The 12,735-nt window shown below is 68.3% G+C and carries 11 protein-coding genes; 3 read left to right on the forward strand and 8 right to left on the reverse strand.

Annotated elements, in window-relative coordinates; all coding sequences use genetic code 11:
• Positions 1 to 4 precede the first annotated feature (4 nt).
• Together secD and yajC are read right to left on the reverse strand one after the other, a co-directional pair.
• Positions 5 to 1,825: a protein translocase subunit SecD gene (secD, locus tag EPN51_RS16210; protein WP_293044379.1), complete on the reverse strand. Its 1,821-nt coding sequence runs from the start codon at positions 1,823 to 1,825 to the stop codon at positions 5 to 7.
• Positions 1,826 to 1,936: 111 nt separating this feature from the next.
• Positions 1,937 to 2,263: a preprotein translocase subunit YajC gene (gene yajC, locus EPN51_RS16215; protein WP_293044556.1), complete on the reverse strand. Its 327-nt coding sequence runs from the start codon at positions 2,261 to 2,263 to the stop codon at positions 1,937 to 1,939.
• A 207-nt stretch (positions 2,264 to 2,470) separates the two neighbouring features.
• Here yajC and gabT point away from each other — a divergent pair, with 207 nt between their 5' ends.
• Positions 2,471 to 3,811, forward strand: a complete 1,341-nt coding sequence (gabT, locus tag EPN51_RS16220) for a 4-aminobutyrate--2-oxoglutarate transaminase (protein ID WP_293044381.1) — start codon at positions 2,471 to 2,473, stop codon at positions 3,809 to 3,811.
• Positions 3,812 to 3,951: 140 nt separating this feature from the next.
• Positions 3,952 to 7,473 carry a carboxylic acid reductase gene (gene car, locus EPN51_RS16225; protein WP_293044383.1) on the forward strand — a complete coding sequence of 1,174 codons (3,522 nt, stop codon included), beginning with the start codon at positions 3,952 to 3,954 and terminating at the stop codon, positions 7,471 to 7,473.
• A gap of 64 nt (positions 7,474 to 7,537) precedes the next feature.
• On the opposite strand, the gene EPN51_RS16230 is transcribed toward car, so the two are convergent.
• From EPN51_RS16230 to ruvC, 6 genes are all read right to left on the reverse strand, one after another.
• Positions 7,538 to 8,230, reverse strand: a complete 693-nt coding sequence (locus EPN51_RS16230; protein ID WP_293044385.1) for a hypothetical protein — start codon at positions 8,228 to 8,230, stop codon at positions 7,538 to 7,540.
• A gap of 128 nt (positions 8,231 to 8,358) precedes the next feature.
• Positions 8,359 to 8,745, reverse strand: coding sequence for a DUF1304 domain-containing protein (locus EPN51_RS16235; protein ID WP_293044387.1), 387 nt, complete (start codon positions 8,743 to 8,745; stop codon positions 8,359 to 8,361).
• A gap of 86 nt (positions 8,746 to 8,831) precedes the next feature.
• Complete coding sequence (locus tag EPN51_RS16240) at positions 8,832 to 9,530, reverse strand: hypothetical protein (RefSeq protein ID WP_293044389.1); 699 nt, start codon at positions 9,528 to 9,530, stop codon at positions 8,832 to 8,834.
• A gap of 119 nt (positions 9,531 to 9,649) precedes the next feature.
• Entirely contained in the window at positions 9,650 to 10,696 is a 1,047-nt protein-coding gene (gene ruvB / locus EPN51_RS16245) for a Holliday junction branch migration DNA helicase RuvB (RefSeq protein WP_293044391.1), read from the reverse strand.
• 73 nt (positions 10,697 to 10,769) lie between these two features.
• Positions 10,770 to 11,366, reverse strand: a complete 597-nt coding sequence (gene ruvA / locus EPN51_RS16250; RefSeq protein WP_293044393.1) for a Holliday junction branch migration protein RuvA — start codon at positions 11,364 to 11,366, stop codon at positions 10,770 to 10,772.
• Positions 11,363 to 11,917 (reverse strand): crossover junction endodeoxyribonuclease RuvC, encoded by a 555-nt coding sequence (ruvC, locus tag EPN51_RS16255; RefSeq protein WP_293044395.1) that lies wholly within the window; start codon positions 11,915 to 11,917, stop codon positions 11,363 to 11,365. The genes ruvA and ruvC overlap by 4 nt, the downstream gene beginning before the upstream one ends.
• A gap of 193 nt (positions 11,918 to 12,110) precedes the next feature.
• Here ruvC and EPN51_RS16260 point away from each other — a divergent pair, with 193 nt between their 5' ends.
• A complete protein-coding gene (locus EPN51_RS16260; protein WP_293044397.1) occupies positions 12,111 to 12,722 on the forward strand; it encodes a DUF4178 domain-containing protein in 612 nt (203 codons plus the stop codon).
• The last annotated feature ends 13 nt before the right edge of the window (positions 12,723 to 12,735 follow it).

The following is a 12,735-nucleotide window of genomic DNA, read 5'->3' on the forward strand; positions in this document are numbered from 1 at the left end:
CACGCTATCCCCGTCCCGTTCTAACCTGCGACGAAGCCCGGCGTTCGCGGGCGACCTGCTGTATCGCGCCCAGGCCGTTGTACGCGGGTTTCGCCAGCGTCAGTGACTTGGAGGCCAGATAGACCAGCGGCCACGTCACCAGGAACACCACCACCAGGTCAAGGATCGTGGTGAGGCCCAACGTGAATGCGAAGCCCTTCACCTGGCCGATGGCCAGGAAGTACAGCACCGCGGCGGCCAGGAAGGTGACCGCGTTACCCGAGACGATCGTCTTACGCGCCCGCACCCAGCCTCGCGGCACCGCCGACCGGAACGAACGCCCTTCCCGGATCTCGTCTTTAATGCGCTCGAAGAAGACCACGAACGAGTCGGCGGTGGTGCCGATACCGATGATCAGACCCGCGATGCCGGCCAGGTCGAGGGTGTAGTTGATATACCTGCCCAGAAGCACCAGGAGCGCGAAAACCACCACGCCGGAAGCCGCTAACGACAGTGCGGTGAGCAACCCCAGCACGCGGTAGTACAGCAAGGAATACACCAGCACCAGGATCAGGCCGATCGCACCGGCGATCAGCCCGGCGCGCAACGAGGTCAATCCCAGTGTGGCCGAGACGGTTTGGGCTTCCGACGATTGGAAGGACAGCGGCAACGACCCGTATTTGAGGACGTTGGCCAGTTGACGCGCGCTGGAAGCGGTGAACGGCGGGTCGCCGCCGCTGATCTGGGTGCGGCCGCCGGGGATGGCTTCTTGGATCATCGGGGCGCTGACGACCTGCGAGTCCAGCGCGAAGGCGGTCTGGGTGCCGATGTGGGCGGCCGTGAAATCCGCCCACGTGTTCGCCGCCGCCTGCTTGAACTGAAGGTCGACGACGTAGCCGATGCCACGCTGGTTCATGCTCGAGGTGGCGTTCTCGATCTGGTCACCGCTGATGATCGACGGCCCCAGCAGATAGGCCACCTTGTGGTCGGTCGAGCAGGTGATCAACGGCTGGGTGGGGTCGTCGTTGCCGGCCAGGATGTCTTCTTTGTCGCAGCGCGTCGCCTGGAACTGCAACGCGAGGAATTGAATGCCCTGCCGGGCGCTTTGCCGCCACTTCTTCTCATCGGCGATGCGCTCGGCGAGGTCCTTGCGCGGGTCCGGCGAGGCGGGCTGCTCGGCGGGCGGCGCCTCCCCGGCCGGAGCGCCGGGCGCGGGGGCCGGCGCGGGGGCGGGCGGCGCGGGACTGGGCGCCGGTGGCGGGTCCTGCGGGTAGGGCCGCGGCTGGGCGCCGGGCTTGGCGCCCGGCGCGGGCTGGCCGGCCGGTGGCGGTGCCGGTTGACCCGGCGCGGGTTGCGCGGGTGCCGGTTGACCCGGCGCGGGTTGCGCGGGTGCCGGTTGGCCGGGCGCGGGTGCCGGTTGGCCGGGGGCGGGCTGGCGCGGCGCGGCCTTGGGCTCGGCGCTTTGCGCCGGCATCGAGTTGAGCACCGGACGGATGTAGAGCCGGGCGGTCTGGCCCAGGTTGCGGGCCTCGTTACCGTCGGTTCCCGGGACGGTGATGATCAGGTTGTCGCCGTCGACCACGACCTCCGACCCGGAGACGCCAAGTCCGTTGACCCGGGCGCCGATGATCTGCTGCGCCTGCGCCAACGCCTCACGACTGGGACGCGAACCGTCCGGGGTGCGCGCGGTCAACGTGACGCGGGTGCCGCCCTGAAGATCGATCCCCAGCTTGGGTTCGGCCTTCTTGTCCCCGGTGAGAAACACCAGCAGGTAGACGCCGACGAGCAATAACAAGAAGACCGACAGGTAGCGGGCAGGGTGCACCGGCGCCGAAGACGATGCCACGTTCCTTCTATCTCCTCGAGAATCGGTTACTTACCCCGGACAGAGCCTAGAAAAGCCTACGTGGCCCTGAGGAGCCCATCACGCAAGCGGCCCTCCCCGGAGTATTTCGGGTCAGGAATCCTTGGTGACCGAGCCCTCGTCGGCGGAGTCGTTCCCGTCGACCAGGTCTTCGTCGTCGTCGGGCAGGATCCGGTCCCGGATTGCCAACTTCATCCAGGTGGTCACCACGCCGGGCGCGATCTCCAGGTCGACGGTGTCGTCGGTGATCTCGACGATGGTGGCCTGCAGGCCCGACGTGGTGTTCACCCGGTCGCCCGGACTCAACGACTCGTGCAGGTCGATGGTGGCCTGCATCGCGCGCCGCTGGCGCCGCGATGCGAAATACATGAACCCGCCCATGATGAGCAGGAACGGCAGGAACAGGATCAAACTCTCCATGGGCGCGCTGTCTTTCTTCGTGATTTTCGGGGGGTGGGTGCCGGTCCGACTCAAGCGTCGCGCACCTCGTCATGGTCCAGTGTGCCCGTTCAGTCTCGCAGGCCGCGGCCCGTCACCGACGGCCGCGGTGCAACCGGTGCCCGCCGGCGGCAAGCTCGATAGGCTTTCAAGGCGACGCGACGCACGCGCCGCGGGGAGGAGCAAGTGGTGGCCAGCCTCAAGCAGACTCGCCAACTGGTCACCGAGATCCCCGGTCCGGCGTCGCTGGAACTGAGCAAACGCCGGGCGGCGGCGGTGTCGCACGCGGTGAACGTCTCGGTCCCGGTCTTCGTGGCCCGCGCCGGCGGCGGCATCATCGAGGACGTCGACGGCAACCGGCTCATCGACCTCGGTTCCGGCATCGCGGTGACGACCATCGGCAACTCCGCGCCCCGGGTGGTCGACGCGGTGCGCGCGCAGGTAGCCGCGTTCACCCACACCTGCTTCATGGTGACGCCGTATGAGTCGTATGTCGCCGTCGCCGAAACGCTCAACCGGATCACCCCGGGTTCCGGTGAGAAACGCTCGGTGCTGTTCAATTCCGGCGCCGAGGCCGTCGAGAACGCGGTCAAGGTCGCGCGCTCATACACGCGCAAGCCCGCCGTGGTGGCGTTCAACCACGCCTACCACGGCCGCACCAACCTGACGATGGCGCTGACCGCGAAGTCCATGCCCTACAAGGCCGGCTTCGGCCCGTTCGCGCCGGAGGTCTACCGGGCGCCGCTGTCCTATCCCTATCGGGACGGACTGATCGACAAGGAACTGGCCACCGACGGGGAAAAGGCCGCCGCCCGGGCCATCAAGGTCATCGACAGCCAGGTCGGCGCCGACAACCTGGCCGCGCTCGTCATCGAGCCGATCCAGGGCGAAGGCGGATTCATCGTCCCGGCCGAGGGGTTCCTGCCCGCCCTGCTGGACTGGTGCCGCAACAACGACGTGGTGTTCATCGCCGACGAGGTGCAAACCGGTTTCGCGCGTTCGGGCGCCATGTTCGCCTGTGAACACGAGGGCATCGAACCCGACCTCATCTGCACCGCCAAGGCCATCGCCGACGGGCTGCCCCTGTCGGCGGTCACCGGCCGGGCCCAAATCATGGATGCACCGCAGGTCGGCGGTCTGGGCGGCACCTTCGGCGGAAACCCACTGGCGTGCGCGGCGGCGTTGGCCACCATCGAGACAATCGAGAGCGACGGGCTGGTCGAACGCGCCCGGCAGCTGGAACGTCTGATCACCGAACCGCTGCTGCGGCTGCAGGCCGGCGACGACCGGATCGGCGACGTGCGCGGCCGGGGCGCCATGATCGCCATCGAGTTGGTGAAGTCGGGGACCGCCGAGCCGGATAAAGAACTGACCCAGAAGCTGTCCGTCGCGGCCCAGGCGGCCGGCGTCATCGTCTTGACCTGCGGCATGTTCGGCAACATCGTCCGGTTGCTGCCGCCGCTGACCATCAGCGACGAGCTGTTGACCGAAGGCCTCGACATCGTGAGCGGGCTGTTGCGCGACCTGTAAAACCAGGGCCCCGTGGGCAATCTCACACGCACGCCAAATGCGGTATCGTGGTGGAATACCGTTACTTTAGCTAACGTTCTATCTGTCAGCGCGGACAGCGCATAGTGACTCGCTAACTTTCATTCGCAAGGGATCTGTTTATGTCGACTGCCATTCATGACGAACGCCTCGACCGTCGCGTCGAGGAACTCGTCGCCGGCGACCCCCAGTTCGCCGCCGCCCAACCGGACCCGGCGATCACCGCCGCCCTCGAACAGCCCGGGCTGCGACTGCCGCAGATCGTCCGGACCGTGCTCGACGGCTACGCGGGCCGACCCGCATTGGCCCAGCGCGTGGTGGAGTTCGTCACGGACGCAAAGACCGGGCGCACCTCGGCCGAGCTGCTCCCCCGCTTCGAGACCATCACCTACGGTGAACTCGGCGAACGGGTTTCGGCCCTCGGCCGTGCCTGGGCCAGCGACTCGGTGAGCCGCGGCGGCCGGGTCTGCGTCCTGGGCTTCAACAGCGTCGACTACGCCACCATCGACGTGGCGCTGGGCACGATCGGCGCGGTCTCGGTACCGCTGCAGACCAGCGCCGCGATCGCATCGCTGCAGCCGATCGTGACCGAAACCGAGCCCAGCCTGGTCGCGTCCAGCGTGCACCAGTTGCCCGACGCCGTGGAGCTGATCCGCAGCGGCGACCACGTGCCCGCCAAGCTCGTCGTGTTCGACTACCACCCCCAAGTCGACGACCAGCGCGAGGCCGTACAAAGCGCCGTCGCGCGGCTGGCCGACCTCGGCGTCGTGGTCGAAACACTGGCCGACGTGCTGCAGCGCGGCAAGGGCCTGCCGGCCGTCGCGGAGCAGGAAAGCGACGAGGACTCGCTGGCCCTGCTGATCTACACGTCCGGCAGCACCGGCGCACCCAAGGGTGCGATGTACCCGCAGAGCAACGTCGGCAAGATGTGGCGCCGCGGCAGCAAGAACTGGTTCGGGGAAAGCGCCGCGTCGATCACCCTCAACTTCATGCCGATGAGCCACGTCATGGGACGCGGGATCCTCTACGGCACGCTGGGCAACGGCGGCACCGCCTACTTCGCGGCGCGCAGCGACCTGTCGACCCTGCTCGAGGACCTCGAGTTGGTGCGTCCCACCGAGCTGAACTTCGTCCCGCGTATCTGGGAGACGCTGTACGGCGAATTCCAGCGCCAGGTCGCGCATCGGCTGTCCGAGGGTGTTGACCACGCAGGCCGCGCGGCCATCGAGGAGGACGTGCTGGCCGAACAGCGCCAGTACCTGCTGGGCGGTCGGTTCATCTTCGCCATGACGGGCTCGGCGCCCACCTCACCGGAATTGAAGGCCTGGGCCGAGTCGCTGCTCGAGATGCACTTGATGGACGGCTACGGCTCCACCGAGGCCGGAATGGTGTTGTTCGACGGGGAAATTCAGCGTCCGCCGGTCATCGATTACAAACTGGTCGACGTTCCGGACCTGGGCTACTTCAGCACCGACCGGCCGCATCCGCGCGGCGAACTTCTGCTGCGGACCGAGAACATGTTCCCCGGCTACTACAAGCGTGCCGAGACCACCGCGAACGTCTTCGACGACGACGGCTACTACCGGACCGGCGACGTGTTCGCCGAGATCGCCGCGGAGCGGCTGGTGTACGTCGACCGCCGCAACAACGTGCTCAAGCTCGCGCAGGGCGAGTTCGTCACCCTGGCGAAGCTGGAGGCGGTGTTCGACAACAGCCCGCTGATACGCCAGATCTACGTCTACGGCAACAGCTCGCAGCCCTACCTGCTGGCGGTCGTGGTGCCGACCGAAGAAGCCTTGGCGGCCAATGACATTGATTCGCTCAAGCCCGGGATCGCCGACTCCTTGCAGAAGGTCGCGAAGGAGACCGGACTGCAGTCCTACGAGGTGCCGCGTGACTTCATCATCGAGACCACCCCGTTCACTCTGGAAAACGGTCTGCTGACCGGGATTCGCAAGCTGGCGTGGCCGAAGCTGAAGCAGCACTATGGAGAACGGCTCGAGCAGATCTACACCGACCTGGCCGCCGGACAGGCCAACGAGCTGGCCGAACTGCGCCGCAGCGGCGCCGAAGCGCCGGTGCTGCAGACCGTGGGCCGGGCCGCGGCCGCCACGCTGGGCACCGCGACCGCCGACCTGTCCCCCGATGCCCACTTCACCGACCTGGGTGGAGATTCGTTGTCGGCGTTGACATTCGGCAGCCTGTTGCGCGAGATCTTCGACATCGACGTGCCGGTCGGCGTCATCGTCAGCCCGGCCAACGACCTGGCGGCCATCGCCAGCTACATCGAGGCGGAGCGGCAGGGCAGCAAGCGGCCCAGTTTCGCGTCGGTGCACGGCCGGGATGCCGTCACGGTGCGGGCCGGTGACCTCACGCTGGACAAGTTCCTCGACGAGGCGACCCTGGCCGCCGCGCCGAGCCTGCCCAAGCCGGCCACCGAGGTGCGCACGGTGCTGTTGACCGGCGCGACCGGATTTTTGGGCCGCTACCTGGCGCTGGATTGGCTCGAGCGGATGGACATGGTGGACGGCAAGGTCATCGCGCTGGTGCGGGCCCGCACGGATGAAGAGGCGCGCACCCGGCTCGACAAGACCTTCGACAGCGGCGACCCCAAACTGCTCGCCCACTACCAGCGGCTGGCCGCCGACCACCTGGAGGTCATCGCGGGCGACAAGGGTGAGGCCGGCCTCGGCCTGGACCAGCAGACCTGGCAGCGGCTGGCCGACACGGTCGACGTCATCGTCGACCCCGCCGCACTGGTCAACCACGTGCTGCCGTACAGCGAGCTGTTCGGGCCCAACGCCCTGGGCACCGCGGAGCTGATCCGGATCGCGCTGACGTCGAAGCAGAAGCCGTACACGTACGTGTCGACGATCGGCGTCGGTGACCAGATCCAGCCGGGCGAGTTCGTCGAGGACGCCGACATCCGGACGATCAGCGCCACCCGCGAGGTCAACGACAACTACGCCAACGGCTACGGCAACAGCAAGTGGGCCGGCGAGGTGTTGCTGCGCGAGGCGCACGACCTGTGCGGGCTGCCCGTCACGGTGTTCCGCTGCGACATGATCCTGGCCGACACCAGCTATGCGGGACAGCTCAACCTGCCGGACATGTTCACCCGGTTGATGCTGAGCCTGGTCGCCACCGGCATCGCGCCCGGTTCGTTCTACGAGCTGGACACCGACGGCAACCGGCAGCGGTCGCACTATGACGGCCTGCCGGTCGAGTTCATCGCAGCGGCGATCTCGACGCTGGGGACGGAGATCCTGGACAGCGACACCGGCTTTCAGACGTACCACGTGATGAACCCGTACGACGACGGCATCGGCCTGGACGAGTACATCGATTGGCTGGTCGAGGCCGGGTATTCGATCGAGCGCATCGCCGATTACTCCGAGTGGCTGCAGCGGTTCGAGACGTCGCTGCGGGCCCTGCCGGATCGGCAGCGTCAGTACTCGCTGCTGCCCCTGCTGCACAACTACCAGACGCCGGAGAAGCCGATCAACGGGTCGATGGCACCCACCGACGTGTTCCGTGCGGCGGTGCAGGAAGCGAAAATCGGTCCCGACAAAGACATCCCGCATGTGTCGGCGCCGGTCATCGTCAAGTACATCACCGACCTGGAATCGCTCGGACTGCTCTGAAGTTAGCTAAACAGCAAGTCGCCCAGCCCTTTTGGGGCTGGGCGACTTGGTTTCGGTGGGCTGACTACTGCTGCGGGTGCGGCCAACGCAGGTACGCGGCGTTGCCCCCTGCCCCCGCGCCGGCGCGCTGGCGGCGCCATCCCCGCTTTGGTTCGGGGTCGGACGACGTGCGCGGCTTGGTCAGCGCACCCGAGGAGACCTCGGCCGGCTGCTCGTAGACCGAATCCCGATACGGCTCAGCGGTCGATGCACCTGCGGCCGCCAGCTCCGACGGGTGCACGTCGCGTGCCAGGCGCACGGCGGTACGTGCTAACACGACGCCACCCACGAAGATGATCAGCGCGCCCAGGCCCGAGAAATAGGTGACCTCGAGCACCGCGCGCTTGCGGTCGGTTGCGGCGATCGGGTCGCCGGCGGAGCCGATTCCCAGTAGCGGGGCGATCTGACCGCCCACGACGAACCAGGCGCCGGCCAGCACGGCCAGCCAGCCGCCCAGCATCGCGGCGACACGGTTGCCCGCAACGATCAGCAGTAAGCCGCCTATCGCGGCGGCCGCTCCCGGCGCGACTTCCAGCCAGCCCCGGGCCGAGCTCCATGCCCAGTTCCGGTCCGGTGTGTAGGCGAAGTTGAAGTGTGGACCGACAAACGGTATTAACGCCCCCCAAGCTCCCAGAATGACCAGGAGCAATCCGCTGACCGCGCCTCGCGACCGCGGCATGCTCAGCCCGCGGGTTTGGCCGTCTTCTGCGTATTTCATGACATCCCCTCGTTGAATACCGGGCCTGTTTCCGGCTCGAGATGGGTACCCGGCAGCTTCAACTAGTAACCCATGCGGCAGCTCAAAGCCACCGCTAGTCGTGGCCATTGGGTCTGGTGAGGCTGGTGTTACTGCTGAAGGCCGAGCACCAGCAACACAATCGCCATCGCCGGCAAGGTGCCCTGCGTCAGCGCGGCCCGCGCCTTATCGGGTGCAGACACCAGCAACACCACCGCCGCGGCGGCCATCGATCCGATGCCGGCGAAAACGAGTGCCGCGCCAACGCCCCTGTGCCCCAAAGAAATCGCGGTAATGCCGATGCCGGTGACCACGGCGAGGAACAAATTGTAAAAGCCTTGGTTGAAGGCCAGCAGCTTGGTGGTCTCGGCTTCCTCGGCGGTGGTTGCGAACGTGGCGCGGGTGCGCGGCGAGGTCCAGGTCAACGATTCCATCACGAAGATGCAGACATGCAGTAACGCCGCCAGCGCGGCGAACACCAGAGCGGTCGTGATCATCGCGTCCTCCTCGCCAGTCGAGGCGGGCGGGAAACGGCACCGGCGGCCGAGGCTGCCGGTGCCGTTTCGCGTTGCCGGTTGCCGTCCTAGACGCCGGCGTGGTGATGCCGGCGGAATGGGCCGCCGCCGGGGCGCCGATGGAATAGGCCACGTCCGCTGCGCCCCCTGGGCTCCGGCCCGGCCGCCACCTCGTCCGTCCGTGCCCGCGCCAGGCCGCTTGTCTCGTCATACATGCCCGGTCCACCCGCCGGCACGGCGTCCCCTGCCACAGGCGCCGGTTCTGTCATCACGACGTCGCGCGCATGCCGAACCGCCAGGCGCGCCACGGCCGCCCCACCCAGGAACACGATCAGCGCACCCAGACCGCTGAAGTAGGTGATCTCGAGCAGGGCCCGTTTGAGGTCCGTTGAGGCCGAGGTCGCCACCGGTTGACCGATGTCTCCGATGCCCAGGGTCGGAGCGAACGCGCGGCCGACCACGAACCAGGCGCCGCCGAGGACCGCCAGCCAGCCTCCGAATACGGCGGTGGCGCGATTACCGGAGAGGAGCACCAGCAGGCCGCCCACCGCTGCCGCGGCCCCGGGAAGCACCTCCAGCCAGCCTTTGGCCGCAGTCCACGTCCATGCCGGGTCCGCCAGGTAGGCCCAATCGATGTTGGGCCCGAAGAACGGAACCAATGCACCCCAAGCACCCAAAAGAATCAGGAGTAGCCCGGTCAGCGCGCCGCGGGTACGTGGCATGTACAGCGCGCGAGGGCGTTCATAGTCGTGCCGCCTGTTCCTCATCAGAATCTCCTTCACCAGGTATTACTGCTGTAAGCCTGGTTACCCACCGCGCGGCCATGTAACCGGGGACGGGCCGCGCAAGTGTTTGCTGTGGCCGCCGGGCCGGCGGTCGTGACCGGCTACTCGAACAGACCGGGCTGCCCGAGCCCGGTGGCCCCGGCCGGCGGCACCATGCCGAGGTGCGTCCACGCCTGGGCCGTGGCCACCCGGCCTCGCGGCGTCCGCGCCACCATGCCGGCGCGGACGAGGAACGGTTCGCACACTTCCTCGACGGTGGTGGCCTCCTCTCCCACCGCCACCGCCAGCGTCGACACCCCGACCGGGCCGCCGCCGAAGCTCCGGGTCAGCGCGGAGAGCACCGCCCGGTCCAGCCGGTCCAGACCCAGTTCGTCGACGTCATAGACCGCCAGCGCGGATTTGGCGACGTCGCGGGTGATCACGCCGTCGGCGCGCACCTCGGCGAAGTCCCGAACCCGGCGCAACAGCCGGTTGGCGATCCGCGGCGTGCCGCGCGAGCGCCGGGCGATCTCCTCGGCCGCATCGGCGCCGAGTTCGATTCCCAGAATCCCGGCGGAGCGGGCCAGCACGCGCTCCAGCTCGGGGGGTTCGTAGAAGTCCATGTGTGCGGTGAAGCCGAATCGGTCCCGCAGCGGGCCGGTCAGCGCGCCCGAGCGGGTGGTCGCGCCGACCAGGGTGAACGGCGCCACCTCCAGGGGAATCGACGTCGCCCCGGGGCCCTTGCCGACGACCACGTCGACCCGGAAGTCCTCCATCGCCAGGTAGAGCATTTCCTCGGCGGGCCGCGCGATGCGGTGGATCTCGTCGATGAACAACACATCGTGCTCGACCAGATTGGACAGCATCGCCGCCAGATCCCCGGCGCGTTCCAGCGCGGGCCCGGACGTCAGCCGCAACGCGGATCCGAGCTCGGCCGCGATGATCATGGCCAGCGACGTCTTGCCCAGCCCCGGCGGGCCCGACAGCAGAATGTGATCCGGTGTGCCACCGCGGTTTTTGGCGCCCTCGATGACGAGCTGCAGCTGTTCGCGCACCCGCGGCTGGCCGATGAACTCCCGCAGCGAGCGCGGCCTCAGGCTGACGTCGACGTCGCCTTCCCCGGGCGCGAGGGCGCCGGAGACTTCGCGCTCGGACCAGTCGTCGGTCATGTGCGCCGCTCTCCCCCGCAAGCGGGTGGTGCCCCCACCTCATCGCTCCGCTCTGCATCGTCGCCGGCGCGGGTCATCGGGACTTACCCAGTAACGACAGGGCCGCGCGCAGCGCGCCGGAGGTGGTCGCGTCCTGATCGGCGGCCAGCACCTTGTCGGTGGCCTCTTCGGCCTGCTTGGCGGCGAAACCGAGGCCGACCAGGGCCTCCACCACCGGCCCGTGGATCGCGTGGCCGTTGCGGGCGGTAGCCGCGCCCACGCCGGCACCGGCTGTGCCCACCTTGTCGCGCAGTTCCAAGACCATTCGTTCGGCGCTGCGCTTGCCGATCCCGGGCACCCGGGTCAGCGCGGCGACGTCACTGTCATGCAGCGCCTGCCGTAGCGCGCCGGCGTCGTGCACGGCCAGCGTCGCCATCGCCAGCCGGGGCCCGACCCCCGACACCGACAGCAGGGTCAGGAACAGGTCGCGGGTTTCGGTGTCGGTGAAGCCGTACAACGTCATCGAATCCTCGCGGACGATCATCGCGGTGATCAGCCGCGCCTCGGTCCCGGTCCGCAGCGTGGACAGCGTCGACGGCGTCGCGTTCACCCGGTAGCCGACGCCGGCGGCCTCGATCACCACATGATCGAGCGCCACCTCGAGCACCTCCCCGCGCACCGCGGCGATCATCGGGCGGCCTTGAGCTTGGCCTTGTACTTCTGCCGCTGCTCGGCCGCGAGCGCTTCGGCCGCCGCCATGCGGGCGATCATCGGCGCCCGCCAGCAGTGGCAAATCGCCAACGCGAGCGCGTCGGCGGCGTCGGCCGGCGTCGGTTTGGCTTGCAGCGCAAGGATTTTGGTGACCATCGCGGTAACCTGCGCCTTGTTGGCCGCGCCGTTGCCGGTGACCGCGGCCTTGACCTCGCTGGGGGTGTGGAAGTGCACGTCGATGCCGCGTTTGGCCGCCGCCAGCGCGACCACGCCACCGGCCTGGGCGGTGCCCATCACCGTCGTCACATTCAGCTGCGAGAACACCCGCTCGATGGCCACGACGTCCGGCTGGTGGGTGGCCAGCCAATGCTCGACGGCGTCGCTGATCTTCAGCAGCCTCCCGGCGAGCGGCGCGTCCGACGGGGTGCGCACCACGTCGACGTCCAACGCGACGACAGTGCGCCCGCGCCCGCCTTCGACGACCGACAACCCGCATCGGGTCAGACCGGGGTCGACGCCCATCACCCGCATTACCCGCTCCCACCTAGTAGAACAGCTGTTCGATACCCTAGCGGCCGGCACTGACGTGCCCCGGGTGCGACACGCGGCGGCTATCGCGATTCCGGGCCGATTCCGGCTCGCGAAGTTACCGCGCCGAACCCGCGAAAAAGCTGTTAGCTTTAGCCCACGTTCGCTCAAGCAATGTGGCAACGGGAGGGTTCGCGTGGGATCGCTGCTGGTCATGCTCGCCATAGTGCTGTTCATCGCGTCCATCGTGGTACTCGTCATCGCTTTGCGGCGGCCCAAGCAGCCGGCCCAGCACGGCGGGCGCCCCGATCCGCTCGCGTCCGACGCGATGCCGCAGTTCGGGCCGCGCCAACTCGGCCCCGGCGCCATCGTCAGCCACGGCGGCACCGACTACATCGTGCGCGGGTCGGTCACCTTCCGCGAGGGGCCGTTCGTCTGGTGGGAACACCTGCTCGAAGGCGGCGACCAGCCGATCTGGTTCAGCGTCGAGGAAGACGACGGACGCCTCGAGCTGGCGATGTGGGTCACCCGCAAGGACCTGCCGCTGCGGCCCGGCGACCCGTACGTCGTCGACGGCGCGATGTTTCACGAATCCGAACGGGGCCGCGCGTCCTACACGACCGAGGGCGCCACCGGCCTGCCCGCCGGTGGCGAGATGGAATTCGTCGACTGCACCAACGACGACGAGACGGTCCTGCTCTCCTTCGAACGCTGGGCCGCGGACATGCCCTGGGAGGTGTCGACGGGCAAGCCTGTGTCGCCCGGCGAACTGACCGTGTACGCCGCACCCCCGCCCAGCCCGTCCTAGCGCGCACGAGGCC

Origin of the sequence: Mycobacterium sp., assembly GCF_004298145.1 — a bacterium.
Taxonomy (GTDB): domain Bacteria; phylum Actinomycetota; class Actinomycetes; order Mycobacteriales; family Mycobacteriaceae; genus Mycobacterium.

Coding starts and splice junctions, on each gene's coding strand:
- EPN51_RS16230 (WP_293044385.1), bottom strand. CDS start 8,230: ATGAAATACGCAGAAGACGGCCAAACCCGCGGGCTGAGCATGCCGCGG.
- ruvA (WP_293044393.1), bottom strand. CDS start 11,366: ATGATCGCCGCGGTGCGCGGGGAGGTGCTCGAGGTGGCGCTCGATCAT.
- yajC (WP_293044556.1), bottom strand. CDS start 2,263: ATGGAGAGTTTGATCCTGTTCCTGCCGTTCCTGCTCATCATGGGCGGG.
- EPN51_RS16240 (WP_293044389.1), bottom strand. CDS start 9,530: ATGAGGAACAGGCGGCACGACTATGAACGCCCTCGCGCGCTGTACATG.
- car (WP_293044383.1), top strand. CDS start 3,952: ATGTCGACTGCCATTCATGACGAACGCCTCGACCGTCGCGTCGAGGAA.
- EPN51_RS16235 (WP_293044387.1), bottom strand. CDS start 8,745: ATGATCACGACCGCTCTGGTGTTCGCCGCGCTGGCGGCGTTACTGCAT.
- ruvB (WP_293044391.1), bottom strand. CDS start 10,696: ATGACCGACGACTGGTCCGAGCGCGAAGTCTCCGGCGCCCTCGCGCCC.
- ruvC (WP_293044395.1), bottom strand. CDS start 11,917: ATGCGGGTGATGGGCGTCGACCCCGGTCTGACCCGATGCGGGTTGTCG.